General features: G+C 68.2%; 17 protein-coding genes. 7 read left to right on the forward strand and 10 right to left on the reverse strand.

Going from position 1 to position 17,340, the window contains the following annotated elements:
• Window positions 1-39: 39 nt before the first annotated feature.
• Both FGL98_RS10465 and FGL98_RS10470 read left to right on the forward strand, forming a co-directional pair.
• On the forward strand, window positions 40-1,440 hold the full coding sequence (locus tag FGL98_RS10465; protein ID WP_146316709.1) for a GDSL-type esterase/lipase family protein: 1,401 nt from the start codon (window positions 40-42) through the stop codon (window positions 1,438-1,440).
• A gap of 25 nt (window positions 1,441-1,465) precedes the next feature.
• Window positions 1,466-2,443 (forward strand): aldo/keto reductase, encoded by a 978-nt coding sequence (locus FGL98_RS10470; protein WP_146316710.1) that lies wholly within the window; start codon window positions 1,466-1,468, stop codon window positions 2,441-2,443.
• Here FGL98_RS10470 and FGL98_RS10475 read toward each other — a convergent pair.
• The 4 genes from FGL98_RS10475 to FGL98_RS10490 all read right to left on the reverse strand — a co-directional run bounded on the left by FGL98_RS10475 (window position 2,440) and on the right by FGL98_RS10490 (window position 6,314).
• Complete coding sequence (locus FGL98_RS10475) at window positions 2,440-3,045, reverse strand: hypothetical protein (protein WP_222432111.1); 606 nt, start codon at window positions 3,043-3,045, stop codon at window positions 2,440-2,442. The genes FGL98_RS10470 and FGL98_RS10475 overlap by 4 nt on opposite strands.
• A 120-nt stretch (window positions 3,046-3,165) precedes the next feature.
• A complete protein-coding gene (locus tag FGL98_RS10480; protein ID WP_146316711.1) occupies window positions 3,166-4,449 on the reverse strand; it encodes a sugar ABC transporter permease in 1,284 nt (427 codons plus the stop codon).
• A complete protein-coding gene (locus tag FGL98_RS10485) occupies window positions 4,450-5,271 on the reverse strand; it encodes an ATP-binding cassette domain-containing protein (protein WP_246136492.1) in 822 nt (273 codons plus the stop codon).
• Window positions 5,271-6,314, reverse strand: coding sequence for a sugar ABC transporter substrate-binding protein (locus tag FGL98_RS10490; RefSeq protein WP_146316712.1), 1,044 nt, complete (start codon window positions 6,312-6,314; stop codon window positions 5,271-5,273). The genes FGL98_RS10485 and FGL98_RS10490 overlap by 1 nt, the downstream gene beginning before the upstream one ends.
• A 16-nt stretch (window positions 6,315-6,330) precedes the next feature.
• Here FGL98_RS10490 and FGL98_RS10495 point away from each other — a divergent pair, with 16 nt between their 5' ends.
• A complete protein-coding gene (locus tag FGL98_RS10495) occupies window positions 6,331-6,672 on the forward strand; it encodes a hypothetical protein (RefSeq protein ID WP_146316713.1) in 342 nt (113 codons plus the stop codon).
• 54 nt (window positions 6,673-6,726) lie between these two features.
• On the opposite strand, the gene FGL98_RS10500 is transcribed toward FGL98_RS10495, so the two are convergent.
• The 3 genes from FGL98_RS10500 to FGL98_RS10510 all read right to left on the reverse strand — a co-directional run bounded on the left by FGL98_RS10500 (window position 6,727) and on the right by FGL98_RS10510 (window position 11,139).
• Entirely contained in the window at window positions 6,727-7,431 is a 705-nt protein-coding gene (locus FGL98_RS10500; protein WP_146316714.1) for a response regulator transcription factor, read from the reverse strand.
• Complete coding sequence (locus FGL98_RS10505) at window positions 7,424-9,853, reverse strand: ATP-binding cassette domain-containing protein (RefSeq protein ID WP_186526094.1); 2,430 nt, start codon at window positions 9,851-9,853, stop codon at window positions 7,424-7,426. The genes FGL98_RS10500 and FGL98_RS10505 overlap by 8 nt, the downstream gene beginning before the upstream one ends.
• Window positions 9,854-10,323: 470 nt before the next feature.
• On the reverse strand, window positions 10,324-11,139 hold the full coding sequence (locus tag FGL98_RS10510; RefSeq protein ID WP_146316716.1) for a COG4705 family protein: 816 nt from the start codon (window positions 11,137-11,139) through the stop codon (window positions 10,324-10,326).
• Window positions 11,140-11,252: 113 nt separating this feature from the next.
• Here FGL98_RS10510 and FGL98_RS10515 point away from each other — a divergent pair, with 113 nt between their 5' ends.
• On the forward strand, window positions 11,253-12,650 hold the full coding sequence (locus FGL98_RS10515; protein ID WP_146316717.1) for a sensor histidine kinase: 1,398 nt from the start codon (window positions 11,253-11,255) through the stop codon (window positions 12,648-12,650).
• Here FGL98_RS10515 and FGL98_RS10520 read toward each other — a convergent pair.
• From FGL98_RS10520 to FGL98_RS10530, 3 genes are read right to left on the reverse strand one after another with little or no spacing between them, the layout of a single operon-like run.
• Window positions 12,623-13,339 (reverse strand): response regulator transcription factor, encoded by a 717-nt coding sequence (locus FGL98_RS10520; RefSeq protein WP_146316718.1) that lies wholly within the window; start codon window positions 13,337-13,339, stop codon window positions 12,623-12,625. The genes FGL98_RS10515 and FGL98_RS10520 overlap by 28 nt on opposite strands.
• Before the next feature lie 47 nt (window positions 13,340-13,386).
• Window positions 13,387-14,160, reverse strand: coding sequence for an ABC transporter permease (locus FGL98_RS10525; protein ID WP_146316719.1), 774 nt, complete (start codon window positions 14,158-14,160; stop codon window positions 13,387-13,389).
• Window positions 14,157-14,780: an ABC transporter ATP-binding protein gene (locus FGL98_RS10530; RefSeq protein WP_146316720.1), complete on the reverse strand. Its 624-nt coding sequence runs from the start codon at window positions 14,778-14,780 to the stop codon at window positions 14,157-14,159. Before FGL98_RS10530 ends, FGL98_RS10525 begins: the two co-directional genes overlap by 4 nt.
• A gap of 199 nt (window positions 14,781-14,979) precedes the next feature.
• On the opposite strand from FGL98_RS10530, the gene sigK reads away from it, so the two are divergent.
• From sigK to FGL98_RS10545, 3 genes are all read left to right on the forward strand, one after another.
• A complete protein-coding gene (sigK, locus tag FGL98_RS10535) occupies window positions 14,980-15,573 on the forward strand; it encodes an ECF RNA polymerase sigma factor SigK (RefSeq protein WP_146316721.1) in 594 nt (197 codons plus the stop codon).
• On the forward strand, window positions 15,570-16,379 hold the full coding sequence (locus FGL98_RS10540; RefSeq protein ID WP_146316722.1) for an anti-sigma factor: 810 nt from the start codon (window positions 15,570-15,572) through the stop codon (window positions 16,377-16,379). Before sigK ends, FGL98_RS10540 begins: the two co-directional genes overlap by 4 nt.
• Before the next feature lie 219 nt (window positions 16,380-16,598).
• Window positions 16,599-17,318: a class F sortase gene (locus FGL98_RS10545; RefSeq protein WP_186526095.1), complete on the forward strand. Its 720-nt coding sequence runs from the start codon at window positions 16,599-16,601 to the stop codon at window positions 17,316-17,318.
• Window positions 17,319-17,340: the final 22 nt, after the last annotated feature.

The following is a 17,340-nucleotide window of genomic DNA, read 5'->3' on the forward strand; positions in this document are numbered from 1 at the left end:
CTGGACACACCTCCATCAACGGTGCGGTATAGATGAGGGATGAGTCGACGGATCCGGACCGCGATCACCTACCTGATCATCACGATCCTGGTCGCCGCCGCATCCATAGCGGTGGCCCTGGCCGTAACCCCGGCACAGAGCGTCTCGGCCGCAGGCCAGACGGTTCAGGTCGGCGTGGCCGGACCCTCGACCCAGCTGTCCGGCCCGGGCGAGCTCGACCTGTTCGGACAAAAGCTGCCGACGACCGTGCAGTTCGCCGGCCCGATCCGCCCACGAATCCAGCTGACCCACATCACGTTGAGCAAGCAGCTCGAGGAGTTCGCCAGCACCAGCTCGGGCACGAACCCCACGACGTCGATCGCGGATGCTCTCGTGCAAGGGTTCCGCCGCTACTTCTACTGGCAGGTGGCCATGGTGGGGTTGGTGGCCATCGTGCTTGCCGGCGCCATCGCCGGATGGATGCGCCGCGGCCGGGGGCGCAGCCTCGCCCTGATCGTCTCCATCGCCGTGATCACCGAGGCCATCAACCTCGGCGCGATCATGACCACCGCCTACTCCGCACCGGCCAAGCTGAGCCACGTGCACTCCCTGCAGGCGCTGGTCGGTGATGCCCCCGATCTGCATGCCCCGGTAACGAGGGCCCCCTCACCCGCCAGCGGGTCCATCGTGGTGATCGGCGACTCCACCGCAGCGGGTCTTGGCAACCCCCTCGTGTCGCACCCCACCGCCACCGACCGCGCCTGCCACCGCAGCATCGACTCCTACGCAATCGCTTTGGCCCGCAGCAGCTCCACGCCCGTGACCAACCTGGCCTGCAGCGGGGCGACCACCGCGGACGGCCTCCTTGGCCCGCAGAAGGCGGGATCACTCACCGTGCCGGCGCAGCTGAGCCGACCCGCGGTAGCCGCCGCGACCACGGTGATCGTCAGCATCGGTGCCAACGACGTCCAGTGGTCCACCCAGCTGCGCATCTGTGCCGTCTCGGTCAGCTGCCGCAACAATGCCGACCAAGCGGCGTTCCAACAGGATCTCTCGCAGTTCAGCACCAACTACCTCCAGCTGTTGTCGCGGCTGCAGGCGCTGCCCAAACACCCACAGGTCGTGATCAACCTCTACTACGACCCGTTCGGTGACGACGTCAGGTGCCTGTCCCACCTGGGCGTCACCACCGACAAGCAGCAGGCGACCCTCTCCAAGCGCACCGCGTTGAACCACGTCCTGCAGTCCGGTGCACAGGCAGCCTCATTCCAGACGGCATCACCCGACTTCAGCGGTCATGGGCTGTGCAGCGAGACACCATTTGTCCAGGGCGTGAAGAGCGCGGCACCGTTCCACCCCACACCGGCCGGCGAGCTCGCAATCGCACTGGCAGACCAGCATGCCCTGCAACGGCCCGAGGCTCCCTCGGTTACGCAGGCCCCGACGTCGTCGACCGGCTGAGACGTGCCGAGACTACGCTGGTCGGATGAATCACCTCGAGGTCCAGGGTCTGGGCCAGGTCAGCCGGATCGGGCTCGGCACCTGGCAGTTCGGTTCGCGCGAGTGGGGATACGGGCAGGGGTATGCGGGGCACACGGCCGCCGCGATCGTGCGCCGGGCCCGCGAGCTGGGCGTCACGCTCTTCGACACCGCCGAGATCTACGGCTTCGGCCGCAGCGAGCGCATCCTCGGTGAGGCGCTCGGCAGCGAGTGCGACCAGGTGATCGTCGCCAGCAAGCTCTTTCCCATCGCGCCGCTGCCACCGATGGTGCGCCGCCGGGAGCACGCCAGCGCCAGGCGCCTCGGGCTGGACCGGATCCCGCTCTATCAGATCCACCAGCCCAACCCCGTGGTCCCGGACTCGGTGATCATGCGCGGTATGCGAAGTCTGTTGCTGGACGGAAGCATCGGCGCAGTAGGCGTCTCCAACTACTCGTTGTCTCGCTGGCGGATGGCGGATGCCGCGCTCGGCAGGCCCGTGGTGAGCAATCAGGTACACTTCTCCCTTGCACACGCCGCCCCACTGACCGACCTCGTGCCCTTCGCTCAGGAGGAAGGTCGGATCGTCATCGCCTACAGCCCGCTCGCCCAGGGCCTGCTCGGCGGCCGCTACGACGTGGATCACCGGCCCGGTGGAGTGCGGGCCACCAACCCGCTGTTCAGCCCGGAGAACCTCGGGCGTGCCGCACCACTGCTGGACCTGCTGCGCGAGGTGGCCGACGCGCATCACACCCGGCCGGCGCAGGTGGCGCTTGCCTGGTTGCTGAGCCTGCCGCAGGTCGTGGTGATCCCCGGCGCCTCCAGCGTCGAACAGCTCGAGACCAACGTCGCCGCAGCGGACCTGCAGCTCGCCGATGACGAACGTGCCGCATTGACGACGGCCGCGCGCTCTTTCCGGCCAGTCTCCGCCGCAAGGACGGCGATCGACTCTGCTCGCCGACGACTACCCTGGCGATCCTCCTAAGGGTGCCCGGGCTGCTCTCTGGTCTGCGAGGGTAGCGCGAGCAGGACGTTCTCAAGCTCAAGGTAAGCGGCATCGAGCCGATTCCGGCGCCTGCGGTCGGACTCGTGGTTGGCCTCGGCGGCCGTGGCTTCCAGCAGGTCCTCGAGGTCCTCTGCAGTCGCCGGTAGGACAAGATCCGAGTTCACGCTCCGGATCTGAAAGATCAACCGTTCGCAGTCGGGGTCAGCCAAGGTCAGATCTCGCAGCGCCTTGGCTGTGTCCTCCGAGACGACCACCGCATGCGCCCGGCCGGCGGCCGCGAGACGCCGCTGCCGCAGATCGAACGGCGAGTCCGCCCACCCGCTGATCAGTCCCTCGTCCCCGCAGCTCGGGCAGTTCCAACGGACGGGAGTCGGAGCCTCGCCTCGGACGATCACCACCCGTCCAGGGCACGGCCGATGCCGCGGGTAGCGCCGACAATGCAGCGCGCTCACCCACTCGGTTGCCAGGGGGCCGGCGGTGGCCGCGCGGACGATCGAGGCCAACTGATCCGCCAGGCGCCGTGCCGGACCGGGCGCGTCGTCGGGCAGGTCGAGGAAGTGCCGCAGGTCAGACACCAGCATGCGGCGAGACTACCCAATGGACCTCGCACGGCATCGTGCCGCCCGTGAATTCCGCATCACGACCACAGCCCTTACGTCAACAGCCGGGCGCCCCGCGGCGCCCGGCCGTTGTCGTGCAGCTCAGGTGGTGGTGCGGTTGCGCCGGCTGAGGGCATCGACCGTGACCGCGGCAAGCAGCACCAGAGCCGTCACCATCAGCTGGGTGGCCGCCGACAGGTTCAGCAGCCCCATCCCGTTGTAGATCGTGGCGACGATCAGGCCACCGAGCAGGGCATGCACGATCTTGCCGCGCCCACCGAACAGGCTCGTGCCACCGATCACAGCTGCGGCCACGGCGAGCAGCACGTACTGCCCACCGTCGACGTTGCTGGAGATCGAGCCGAGCCGCGCAGCATAGAAGATCCCGGCCGCACCGGCCGTCAGGCTCGACAGCGCGAAGGCGATCAGCCGGATCTGTGACAGGTTGATCCCGGCGCGGCGAGCGGCCTCGGCGTTGCCGCCGATGGCGTAGACATACCGTCCGAACCGGGTGTGACCGAGCAGGAACGTCCAGCCCAGCACAATCGCGAGCACGATCGGAACCGCCCACGGCACACCGCTTCCCGCACTGCATACCAGCACGAGGACGACGCCGGCCACGGCGATCGCGGCAATCTTCAGGAAGCCGAGGCCGACCGGCTGGGTGACCAGTCCGCCGGAGCGACGCTGTCGGTCGCGCAGCACGGTGATCGCGGCGTACGTCACGACAACCACGACAAGCACGACCCACGCGAGGACATTGCTCATGTGCCCGTAGGCGATGCCGTTGATCACGCCGTTGCTGACCGACATGGTGCCGCCGCTGCTCTGCCCAGCCAGCTTGTTGATCAGGAAGATCAGCAGACCCTGCAGCCCGAGCAGCCCGGCCAAGGTCACGATGAACGATGGGATGCGCAGGCGCGTGGTAAGCAGACCCCACACGGCGCCGATGACGGTGGCGACCGCAAGACCTAGGACGACACCGACGAACCACGGCTGGTTGTGCGGCGGTCCGGTGATCCACACTGCGAACACTGCACCGATAGCGCCGGTGAATCCCAGCGCCAGGTCGATCTCCCCGAGGAGCAGCACGAACACCTCGGCGATGCCGAACAGCACGTAGATCGACGCCTGCACCATGAGGTTGATGATGTTGTTCGCGGACAGGAAGACCGAGTTCTTCAGCTGGAAGATGATGATGATGACGATCAGGCCGCCGATGACGGGCAGCACGCCGCTCTCACCCGACCGGACCCGTGCGAGCCAGGCCCGGACGTAGGCGCTCAGCGACCCGGAAGCCAGCTCGGGCACGCCGGCGAGCACCTCGTCGGGTGGTGTCACGTCATCGGTGACCGGCGGGGGTGTCTGCTGTGGTGAGGATGACATTCAGGACTCCCGGTCGGTGCTGGTCGTGAGGTTGCCGGTCGTGATCAGCTCGACGGCCGTGCTGACCGTCAACTCACCGATCGGAGCCGTCCGGGCGAGAGTGCCGAGAAACATCACGGCGATCCGGTCGGCCACCTGGAACACGTCGTTCAGGTTGTGGGACACGACCAGGACCGCGATGCCGCGAGCGCTGAGCCGCGTGATCAGATCCAGCACCATGGCGGTCTGCGAGACTCCGAGTGCCGCGGTGGGCTCGTCCATGATGACCAGCTTCGCGTCCCACATCACCGCCCGCGCGACGGCGACGGCCTGCCGCTGTCCACCGGACAGCGACGAGACCGGTTGGCGGATCGACTTGACTGTCGTCACGGACAGTTCGCTCAGGGTCTGGTTGGCCTTGGTCTCCATCGTGGCCTCGTCGAGCACGCCGCCGCGCAGCGCCTCGCGACCGAGGAACATGTTCTGGACGATGTCCAGGTTGTCGCACAGCGCCAGGTCCTGATAGACGGTCTCGATCCCCAGATGCGAGGAATCGCGTGGGCCGTGGATCTGGACCGGGTTGCCCTCCCAGAGCATCTCACCACCGTCGATGGCGTGAATCCCGGCGATCGCCTTGATCAGCGTTGACTTCCCGGCGCCGTTGTCACCGACGAGTGCAGTGACCTGCCCGGCGGGCAGATCGAGGTTGATGTCGCTCAGCGCCTGCACCGGGCCGAAGCGCTTGCCGACTCCCCGCAGGCTCAGCAACGGCGGCGTGTCATCGAGCAGCGTGCGTCCGGCCGGGCTCCCGGCCGGACGCACTCCTGCTTGCTCGTCGCTCACTACGACGTGATCCCTGCAGCCTTGCAAGCAGCCGCAAACTTGGCGGTGCACAGCTGCTTGGCCGTCACGAACTGGTCGGCGATGACCGTGGAGTTCATGTTGGCCGATGTCACCCACTCCGGCTTCAGCAGCACCGACGGGACCTTGACGTTGCTCGTCGTGTCCGTAGTGGTGCCGTTGACCAGGCCGGCCGGTGGCTTCACACCGGCTCGCAGATACATTGCGAGCGCTGCGGCAGCCTGAGCCTCGAGATAGATCGGCTTGTATGCCGTGCCGCACTGGTACCCGGACAAGATGTTCTGCAGTCCCACCAGAGTGGCGTCCTGGCCGGTCACCGGGAACGACTTCGGCTTGACGTTGTGGTTCTTCAGGTAGGTGATGATCGGAGCGCCGTTCTCGTCGTTCGGCACCAGCGCCGCATTCGCGTTGGAGTGCGCGGTGAACGCCTGAGTGAACTCGGTTGCGGCGGTCGGCGGGTCCCAGGTCCCGGCCGGCTCGGCGACCTTGGTCCAGCCACCCGACTTGAACAGCGGGTTCAGCACCGAGTCGTAGCCCTGCGCGAACAGTGTCGCGTTGTTGTCCGTCGGATCACCCTTCATCTCAATCACATTGGGCTTCTTCACGCCCCATGCCTTCGCGCACGAGACCAGGCCGTTGCCGATGAGCTCACCGACCTTGACGTTGTCGAAGCTGACGTAGTAGGCGCGAGTGCCCCCCAGCGTCAACCGGTCGTAGTCGATGACCTGCACGTTGTGCTGCTTGGCGTAGTTCTCGATCTTCGCGCCGACGCCTTTGTCGAGTGGGTCGACCACAATGACTTTGGCACCCCCACTGATCGCCGACTGGGCGTCGGTGAGCTGGGTCGCGTCACTGCCCTGGGCGTTCTGCACGGTGAACTGGCTCGCCGTCAGACCGGCCGCGGTGAGTGCCTTCGTCAGGTAGGGTGCGTCGAACTCGGTGTAGCGGGCCGACGTGACGGTGTCCGGCAGGATCACGGCGATCTTGCCGGACCCCTTCGCGGCGAGCGGCTTGAGCGCCGCCATGCTCGAGAAGTCGCGCTTGAACGACGTGGCAGACGTCGTCGGAAGCGCTGCCTCCGAGCTGGAGGGGCTTGCCGAGGCGGTGGAGGAAGAGGAGGAGGACGAGCTGGCGGGCGCGCTCCCCGATGACGCGGCCGAGCCCGAGCCCGAACTGCTGCAGCCGGCTACCAGAAGGGCCGTGCTGACCAGGGCCGCCGACGCAACGCCGAGTTTCTTCGTGTTCTGCAAGGGACTGCTCCTAACGATCGACGCAGCCGCGGCTCACCGGGCGGGCGCCCGGCACCTGAGCACCGAACGGTGGCTCGGTTTGGCGCGAACTGACGTTCTTGAGCATAGGACCGGCGGCGTGAACGGACCGTGAATATTCGACCCCCGACATCAACAAAGTGTGAACGTCGCTCGGCTGGTGAGCCGCTCAGGTTGCGGCGAACCGATACCCGGCACGTGGCTCGGTCACGATCAGCGGCGCCTGCCCGTCGACCGCGAGCTTGGACCGTAACCGGCGCACGTAGACCCGCAGATACTCCGTCTCGGTCTCATACCCAGGACCCCAGACCCGGCGTAGCAGGTGCGCGTGGGAGAGCAGCGTGCCCGGTGCGATCACCAGCTCGCGCAGCAGAGCGAACTCGGTGGGAGTCAGGTGGATCGGGATGCCGTCGCGGCTGACCTGCTGCTTGGCCAGGTCCACGACGAGGCCGCCGATCTGCACCACCGGCGAGGCATCCTCCGGAGTCGACGCCGGCCGGCTCCGTCGCAACGTGGCGGTGATCCGCGCCAGCAACTCCTCGATGCCGAAGGGCTTGGTCATGTAGTCGTCGGCCCCGACGTTGAGTGCAGCGACCTTGTCACGCTCACCGCCGCGGGCGGAGACAACGATGATGCCGATCGTCGAACGACCGCGGATCTGCCGGCACAGCTCGATGCCGTCCGCTGCGGGCAGCATCAGGTCCAGCAGCACGATGTCCGGGCGTTCGGTCTCGAGCAGGCGCAGCACTCTTGACCCGTCGGTCGACACCACCGTGTCAAACCCGCGCACCGTGAGGTTGGCACGAATCATGTCGACGATGTTGGGGTCGTCCTCGACCACCAGCACCTTGGTCCGCGGGGAGGGATCACGCATCGTCCGGCTCCATGGTCAGCGCGTCGGACTCCACCGGGAGCCGGACGAGGAACCGGGTTCCCGGATTCAGGGGCTCCTGCCGGAGGGTCCCCTGGTGCGCCTCGACGATGCCTCGAGTGATGGACAGGCCCAGCCCCGCACCAGCGGTGGCACCACGCCACAACGGCGGTTGCATCGCACCGACCTTCTCATCGCGAGAAGGCATCCCGACCCCGTCGTCGACGACGCCGATGACCACGTGGTCGGGTCCGTCCGCCCGGACGTCGATGCGGACGGTGGTCCCTGGTGGGTTGTGACGCACCGCGTTGTCCATGAGATTCATCATCACCTGCTCGAGCCTGTCATGGTCCGCCCACACAGCGGGGACGTCGGCCGCACAATGGATCTCGATCGCGTCAGCGGCCTGTGGCGACAGGCACGAACGTGCCGCATCGATCACCAGCGACAGGTCGACCCAGTCGGGCCGTATCCGCAGCACCCCCGACTCGATCCTGGAGAAGTCGAGCAGGTCGTCCACCAGCGTGCGCAGCCGGGCCGACTCGCTGCTGATTCGGCTGAGGAACCGGCTCTGCGAGGCTTCGTCCCAGGTCACATCGGTCTGCATCAGGCTGGAAGCATAACCACGGATCGCGGTGAGCGGCGTACGCAGCTCATGGGACAGGCGGGCCAGGAACTGGCGCTGCATCTCCTGGGAGCGTCGTAGCGCCGTCGTCTCCCGACGCGCAAGTTCGCTGCGTTCCCGTTCCAGGGCGAGCAGGATGGAGTGCGCGGCGTCCTCGATCAGTACCCGTTCATCGGCGCTCGCAAGGCGGGTTCTCCACTCCGCTGCGAGCACCGTGCTGTCCGACAGACGAACGACCAGCCGGCTTCCACCGTGGGCAACCACTTGGACCCGGACCTGTCCATCCGCGTCGGCGGCATCGAGTGCGGCATCGGCGGCGGACGCGAGGCGCACAGAGTGCGCCACACCCGGCGGTGCGGCATGCGCACGGCGCGAGGTCCGCTCACCAGCGGCTCGTCCGAAGAGGCCGATCTCGTCCGCGCCCACCGCTTCGCGCAAGGTCTGCAGGGCCGTGCCGATGCCATCGGCGAGTGAGCCGGGGCCGGCCAGAGTCTGCAGCACCGCGCGGATCGTCTCCAGCACCTTGTTCCGTGCAGTCAGCTCGGCGAGCAGCCGCTCCCGCTCGAGTGCCGCTGCGGCATATCCGGCGTAGAGGTTGACGAGATCCAGCTCATCGGTGGCCGGCGACCCGGTATCCGAGCGGTAGATGCTGACAACCCCGGTGGCGCCGCTGCCGAGCGAGAACGGCACCGCCCACCAGCTGGCAATCCCGGCTTCGTCGAGCAGCCGGGCATAGGGGCCGAGCGCCTCGCTCGCCCTGACGTCCGGCTCCACGGCGACCGCGCTCTCCACGGCAGCCCTCGACAGCGGCCCGTTCGTGACGTAGAGCGGCAGGCTGCGCCACGCATCCTCCAGGGCCGGGGTCAGGCCTACGGAGCCCACGCATCTCAAGGTGGCTTCGTCGAGCAGGTGCAGGCTGAGCTGTTGTGCCCCCAGAGCCGCGCCGAGAGTGGACAGGATGAGGGTGAGTCCGGCCGACGGGTCGGCCGAGCTCAGGTGGCCGGCCAGGCCGTGCAGTCGGCTCAGCTGCCGGCGCGGAGCCGACTGCACGTCGTGGCCCGCCATGAGGGCAAGCAGCTCGTCCGGGTGCGATCGCGCCGGGTCGACCTGCGCGACGACCCGACCATGCCGCAGGACGACCACTCGGCGCGTCAGGCGAAACAGCTGATCCACGTCGTGCGAGATGAGCAGGATCGTGGTGCCCTCGTCGCGGAACCGGCGGATGAGCAGCTCGACGTGAGCCGAGTCGGCCCGGCTCAGCACCGCCGTGGGCTCGTCCAGGAGCAGCAGTCGCGGTCGTGGGGACACCGCTTGCGCGACCGCGAGCAGCTGGCGCTCGGCTGCCGTCAGGGTCCACGCCGGCCGGGTCGAGTCGGCGATCGGGATGCCGAGATCGTCGAGCACGGCCCGCGCTCGAGCATGGAACCTGGACTCGGACATCAGCAGCGTGCGCCGCTCCTTGCCGAGCATGAGGTTGGACGCGACGTCCAGGTTGTCCGAGAGCACCAGATCCTGCCAGACCACACCGATCCCGCGAGCGGACCCCGGCGGCGGGCGCGACGTCAGGGGCTCCCCGTCGAGCCAGACCTCGCCGGACACCTCGCCGAGATCCCCACAGATGCATCGCAACAGGGTGGACTTGCCGGCGCCGTTGTCGCCGGCAATGCCGACGACCTCGCCCGGATAGACGTCCAGGTCGACACCTTGCAGCGCGGCCAGCCGGCCATAGCTGACCGACAGCCCGCGCACCCGAAGGACGGCCGGACCCGACTGCACCGTGTCGACCGCGGATGTCACCATGAACGCCATTATCGCGGGCCGTCGTCATAGGTCGACTCTCGGTGGACGCATGGCGCGCCGGTGGACGTCAGGGGGCCGAGCGCCACCGAGCCCGGGGCTGACCGGTCTTTGACGGAGCACCTCATCGCCACGTTGCGGCGTCACCATCGCCCTTGACCTGGTTGTGGTGCGGATCCACCGCGAGCAGGTCAAGGGGGTCGTTCGGCAATTGCCGGCGCTGGTCGCCCGACCAGCGCCAGGCCTCATCGCCCACGCGTCACCGGGGGCGACGGCGTGGTCGATCTGCACCGGCGAGTAGGACCTCGACGAGTGCTGGAAGGTTACGGTCAGGCCCGTATACGGGTCGTGCAACGTGCCGCTGAGCACCTTGCAGCCGCGGGTGCCCGCCTCCACGGTAGTTGCGACCAGGTCGCGACGCAGCACATCATTGCGCTGGTCGCGTCCGTTCCGGTCGATGTCGGACCAGCAGGCTACGCCCTGTCAGTCACCTTCGCCGGCGACTGGTGCATGGATACCCAGGCGACGAGGGCAATGATGGCGATCAGTGCCAGTGCGGTCACCGTGCCATCCCCATAGCCCAGCCCGTGACCAAATGACGGCGGCTTGCCGAACCAGTCCGCAAACGAAGCACCCAGCGGACGGGTGAGCACGTACGCGGTCCAGAAGGCAACCGTCGCGTTCAGGTTGAACTTCCACCACGCAATCGCGGGGATGGCGATCAGCACCGCGAACAGCACCCCGGAGGGGAAGAATCCGAGATTCAGGCTCGCGGCGGTGAGGTCGCCCGCCGCGGTGCCGAGCGCAAAGGTCGTCAGGACGGTGGCCCAGTAGTAGACCTCGCGCCGGCGGGTGGTGATGCTGTGAATGGACAACGTGTGCTCGCTGCGCCACCACAGGGTGAGCACGACGACAAGCACCAGAGCATAGAAGGCCGTCGAGTAGGGATAGGCGATTCCGGCCCCCACGTGCAGTCCGTCGGCAACCATGGTCCCGAACACCGCCACCATCGCCACCGCAAACCAGTAGGCCGGTGCGACATACCCGCGCACGCGAAACTGCAGCCACATGGCGACGGCGAAGCCGAGCACACCGACGACGCCGGCCAGCACCAGGTTGACACCCCCGAGATAGTCGGAGGCTGCCTCTCCCATACCGGTGGTGAGCACCTTGATGACCCAGAACAGCACCGTGATCTCAGGCACCTTGGCCAGCGTCGCTCGCGCACTGTGCGGGTGAGCCAGCCGCGTCCCGAACGATGGGTCCGTCTGCGTTGATGCGGTATCCATGGACATCCTCAGGGATCGGGTGCTCTGGCCACCGGCGATCCTTCCGGGCAGCGCTGAACGCACCCTGAGAGAACGCGGTGAGCACATCAACCCGGTGCAGGCAGAATGGCCGCATGCGACGTCTGCGCCGGGCCGGTCTGCGCCCTCGGGGTATGCGGCCCCGGCTCACCGCCCTCACCGCCCTGGTCGTCGCCGCTCCCCTGCTGCTCGGTGTCCTGGTGCTGGCCACCCTCATGCAGCGCACGCTCAGCTCCAACCTGAGCACGGCGGCTCACCAGCAGGCGCAGAACGTCGCGGCGATCGTCGAGTCCTCCGGGCCGTCAGGGATCAATGCGCAGCGCCAGGACGTGCAGGAGGGGTTCACAGTCGACGTTCTCGATGCTGCCGGACGGCTCGCCTACAGCTCGGTCGCGCATGCGCGCACGCCCCTGGCACCGACTCGGCCGACCCCTGGCCACACCACGGTCACCGGCGTCCGCCAGTTCTGGCTGCCCGGCGACGTACACACTCCCCTGGTCGTCGCGGTCGGCGTCACGCACGACGACCAGGCCTACGTCGTTCAGGTCGCCAGCTCGCAGCAGGACCAGCACGAAGCGGTCTCCGCCGCGGTCAAGTATCTCTTGCTGGCCGTGCCCGTGCTCGTGGGCCTGAGCGCGATCGCCACCTGGTGGCTGGTCACGACCACCCTCCGCCCCGTGGAGCGCATTCGGGCACAGGTCGAGCGGATCACTGCCGCTCGACTCGACGACCGCGTCCCGGTGTCCGCGGTCGGAGACGAGATCTCAACGCTGGCGCAGACCATGAATGCGATGCTGGCGCGGCTGCAGCGGGCGCAGTCTGCCCAGCAGCGCTTCGTCTCCGACGCGAGCCATGAGCTGAGGTCGCCCCTGGCCACCGTTCGCGCTGCCCTGGAGGTCGGCTCCGAGGACGGCGCCGATGCCTCCTGGTTGCAGCTGCGGCCGCTCGTGGACACCGAGGTGGCCCGTCTGCAGCAGCTGGTCGACGGTCTGCTGCTGCTGTCCAGAGCCGATGACCACGGCATGCGCCTGCGGGTCGTCGACACGGACCTCGACGACCTCGTCGCCGACGAAACCCTCCGCCTCCGGGCCCGAGGCGAGCATCGGACCGTGTCTCACGTCACTCCCGTGCGAGTTCGCGGCGACCGGGGCCTCCTCGAGCATGTCGTCCGCAACCTCGGGGACAACGCGTTGCGCCATGCGAGGTCGGTGGTCCAGCTCAGCCTGCTGCCGGACGCGGCCGGTGCGGTGATCCGTGTCGAGGACGACGGATCGGGGGTGCCGGTGGCCGAACGGGACCACATCTTCGATCGATTCGTCAGATTGGATGAGAGCAGGTCACGCGACGCGGGCGGATCCGGTCTGGGCCTGGCCATCTCCCGCGAGATCGTGCGTGCGCACGGTGGCCGGCTCGGCGTGACCACCTCGTCGCTGGGCGGTGCGTGTTTCGAAATCTGGTTGCCGCTTCAGCCGTCGCTCTCCGAGAGCCGGTAGCCGAGCCCGCGGACCGTCTCGATGGTGCGCCGACCGAAGGGTACGTCCACCTTCTTGCGCAGGTATCCGACATAGACCTCGACGATGTTCAGATCACCGTCGAAGGACTCGCCCCACACGTGGTCGAGAATGTCCTGCTTGGACAGGACCGCTCCCGATCGGGTGATGAACAGCTCGAGGACGGTGAACTCGCGCGGCGTCAGATCGATCCGCTCACCGCCTCGGGACACCTGATGGGCGACGGGGTCCATGACCAGGTCACCCGCCTTCAAGAGCGTCTTGGGCTCGGGTCGGCTGCGCCGGATCAGCGCGTGGATGCGTGCCACGAGCACGACGAAGCTGAACGGCTTGATCAGGTAGTCGTCCGCGCCCAGCTCGAACGCGTCCGCCTGGTCGTACTCGCCGTCCTTGGCGGTCAGCATCAGCACCGGGGTCCACACGTCCACGGCTCGAAGCCGCTTCAACACGGTGTAGCCGTTGGCCGACGGCAGCATGATGTCGAGCAGCACCACGTCGAAGTCGCGCTCCCGCGCCGCCCAGATCGCCTTCTCCCCGTCGTGCACGACCTCCACCTCGAACCCCTCGTGGACCAGGCCGCGCCGCACGATCTCGGCCAGCGCGCGCTCGTCCTCCACGACCAGGACCCGCGGGGGCCCTGGCGCCGGGTTGGCCTCAGTTGGCGAAGACATCCGCCCATCCTACGGTCGGGGCGCTCCATCCCGCGGCCGGGCGACGCCTACTGCGCGGGCCTGGGAACGGTGTCGGCGAGCCGCAGATCGGCCGTGAACAGCCGCCGCGCGACGCCAACAGCGACAACAACCGTGGTCGTGGCCGCCGCCGCGAGCACCAGGAACATCACCACGGCCTGCACCCGCACCGCCTCGGCCGGGCTCACCCCGGCCAGGATCAGACCGGTCATGGCGCCCGGCAAGAAGACGATGCCGATGGCCTTGGTCTTCTCGATCTGCGGCAGCAGCGCCGAGCGAAGGGCGGCGCGCACGTAGGGCCGGCAGACTGCGGCGGTGTCGTGTCCGAGGGCGAGCCTGGCCTCGACCTGCTCGCGCTTGTCGGCGATCTCCTCGACGACCCGACGTCCCGCCAGGACCGTGGCCGTCATCGAGTTGCCCACCATCATGCCCGCGATCGGGACGACCGTGCGCCCATTCACCGGGAAGACGCGCAGACCGAAGATCACGCCGAGGGTGACCACCGAGGCGGCGCCGAAGGCCGCCAGGGACACCCATCGCAGGCCGGGCACGGCCGGTGAACGACGAGCCGTGACATCCGCGGCGTACCCGACCATGAGCACCACCCACAGCCAGGACCACCAGATCGTGCGATGCGGCGAGACCACCAGCGTCAGCAGGCCGCCCACGACCGCCAGCTGCACCGCCATCCGCAGCGCCGCCACGACGATGTCCCGTTCGATCCGCAGGCCGAGGGCGGCGGACAGTCCGGCCGCCACCACGACCAGCAGCACTGAGACCGCCAGCCCGACCCAGGTGATCACTGCGCGTCTCCCACGGCAAAGACGTCATCGGCGATCCGGTCGCGCTGCTGCAGGTCGTGGGTCACCCACACGATCGTCATACCGGCTCCTGCGAGCGCGCGCGCTGCGTCCTCGACGACGCGCGCGGCATCAGGGTCGAGGCTCGAGGTCGGCTCATCCATCAGCAGTGCCTCCGGCTCGGTCGTCAGGGTGCGGGCCAGACAGACCCGCTGCAGCTCACCACCGGACAGGTCGGCCGTGTCCCGGTCGAGCATGGACGCGGTGAGCGCCACCTGCTCCAGGACTCGCGCGTAGTCCGTATCGGAGCGCTCGGCCCCCTGCCGCAGGTTGGCTCGCACCGTGCCGGGGAACGGTGTCGGCCGCTGGAAGATCATGCCCACCCGGCGCCGCAGCTCACGCACGTCGAGACCGGCGACGTCCACTCCCCCGTACCGCACCGCACCGGAGGTCGGTACGTCCAACCGGTTGATCAGTCGCAGCAGGCTCGTCTTGCCGCTGCCCGACGGGCCGCACACCGCGGTGATCGCTCCCGGCCGGAACGCCGCACTCACACCGTCCAGGATGAGGCGGCCGTTGCGATGCACGACCACCTGGTCCACCACCACGTCGCGTCCGTCCATGACGCCATCATGCTGTATGCCGGGTGGCCTGCCGCGCCGCCGAGCGCACGTCGTTCGACCGGGCACCAATCCGGTTAGGCTTCGGCGACGAATCACCGTCGATTCAAGACCCCGTAACCGAAGGAGTGCACCCGCATGTTCGGCGATTTTGCACACTCGGTCTCGGCTGCGACGTTCATCCTGGCCACGGGGAGATGCGATGCGACCACTGCATAGCACCACGCCGGACTCGGACGGCGAACCACCCGGAGACCCGCTGACGACACTGCTCTCGGCAAGCGCACGCGGTGACGAGTCGAGCTTTGCTCGGCTCTATGACCAGACCGGCCCACGAATATTCGGCCTGGTGCTGCGCGTCATCCGTGACCGGGCCCAGGCCGAAGAGGTGACCCAGGAGGTCTACCTCGACATCTGGCGGCAGAGCGCCCGCTTTGACGCCGCCCGCGGCAGTGCCCTCTCGTGGATGATGACGATCGCCCACCGCAAGTCTGTCGACCGGGTTCGCTCCTCCGAGGCGCAGAGCCGCCGGGATACGACGTATGACATGAAGCAGCAGGCAGTCCCGTATGACACCACAGTCGAAAGTGCACACCGCGGTCTGGACGCCGAGCGGGTGCGCAAGGCACTGGAGACGCTGACGCCGACCCAGCGTGAGGCTCTCGAGCTGGCCTACTTCGGCGGCTACACGCATCGTGAGGTCGCCGCCCTGCTGAATTTGCCCGAAGGAACCGCAAAAACCCGCATCCGCGACGGATTGATCCGCCTGCGTGACACGATGGGAGTGGAGCAATGAACGACGACATCCACAGCCTGATCGGCGCGTATGCGGTCGACGCGGTCAGTGAGGACGAGCGATACCGTTTCGAGCAGCACCTGTCTGCGTGCACGCACTGCCAGGCCGAGCTGGTCGGGCTGCAGGCGGTGGCAGGCAGCCTTGCGTCGGCCTCCGCGGTCACCCCACCGCCGTCGCTGCGCGCCAACATCCTGCAGCAGATCGGCACGGTGCGCCCGTTGCCACCGCTGGTCTCCGACCATGACGACGAGGGCGACGACGGTGGCCCGGCGCACGATCGGCCGGCCCCCTCGCCGGTCTCCGTCGAGTCGGCACCCGCGTCGATCGAGCAGGCGCGAGAGCGCCGCCGCCGACACGGCGTACGTCGTTTCGTCGCCGCAGCAGTCGCCGCCGCCGCCATCGTCGTGGGCGGCCTGACGTGGCATCCGTGGACCGGTTCGGCGCCTACCCAGGTGTCGGCCAGTCAGCAGGTGCTGCATGCCTCGGACGCACAGCGCTATGTCAAGCATCTTGGGCAGACCACGGCAACCGTGGTGCGCTCGAAGAAGCTCGACCAGTCGGTGCTCGTCGCCGACAACATGGCGCCGCCGCCGGCCGGACACGCCTACCAGCTCTGGTATCAGACCCCGGCCGGCAAGATGGTCAGTGCCGGCCTGATGCCCGCCAATGCGTCCGGCGCGACGCAGACGGTGCTGCTCAACGGGGCGGCCGACAAGGCAACCGGCGTCGGCATCACCGTCGAACCGGCGGGTGGCTCCACGTCACCCACGACGACTCCGGTCGCGCTGTTCAGCTTCAGCACCTGAGCCGGTCAAGGAGCGCAAGGAGGCCGAGTACTGCTCCAGTACTCGGCCTCCTCCGTCATGCGCCAACGGCACCGCATGCAGCCGGCGGCCAGAGTCCTTCTCCTCGCGACCAATCCACGCCGCAGCTCGGTCTCGAATCACCCGGTGACCGCCCCGGCCGGTGGCGGTGCTGATCGAAGGAGACCTCGTGCGCACGATCATCAAAGGAGCTCGAATCCCATGAGCCCCTCACCCCGCGCACATCGCCGACTCCCCACGTGGGCGGTGCTCAGCGTCGCAGCAGTCCTCGTCGTCGGTGTCATCCTGGTTGCGATCGGCATCCACGGGCACACGTCGACCCCACGAACACCGCCGGCATCCGCTCAGGGTGCCGGTCAGCAGACGACCGGCGGTATTCCCGCCCCGACCTCACCGCGCGCAAGTGGCACGAGCACGACCGGCTCGGCCCCGCCGCCCACCTCCCCCCAGGGCCCCGCGGCGCTGGCGGCATCCCGGCCGACCCAGCTGAGCATCCCGGCCATCGGAGTGAGCTCGGGCCTGATCACGCTGGGCCTCAACAAGGACGGCACCCTCCAGGTCCCTGCCGGAAACGCCGTCGACCATGCCGGCTGGTTCACCGGCTCGCCGACGCCCGGCCAGGACGGCCCCGCGGTCATCCTCGGCCACGTCGAGAGCCAGCGCAGTGGACCCTCGGTCTTCTTCAGGCTCGGAGCGCTCAAGCCCGGCGACACGGTCAGCGTGAAACGCGCCGACGGCAAGACGGTTCACTACACGGTCTACAAGGTCCAGAGCTATCCCAAGACGGCGTTCCCGACCGTCGCGGTCTATGGCAACACTGCGGACCCCCAGCTGCGCCTGATCACCTGCTCGGGCGACCTGAACAAGGCCGGGAGCCACCACTTGGACAACACCGTCATCTACGCGCGAGAGACCGCATAGGCCCGCACCAATCCGGCGGAGC

It is taken from the genome of Leekyejoonella antrihumi (assembly GCF_007845645.1).
In the GTDB taxonomy this organism is placed as follows: domain Bacteria; phylum Actinomycetota; class Actinomycetes; order Actinomycetales; family Dermatophilaceae; genus Leekyejoonella; species Leekyejoonella antrihumi.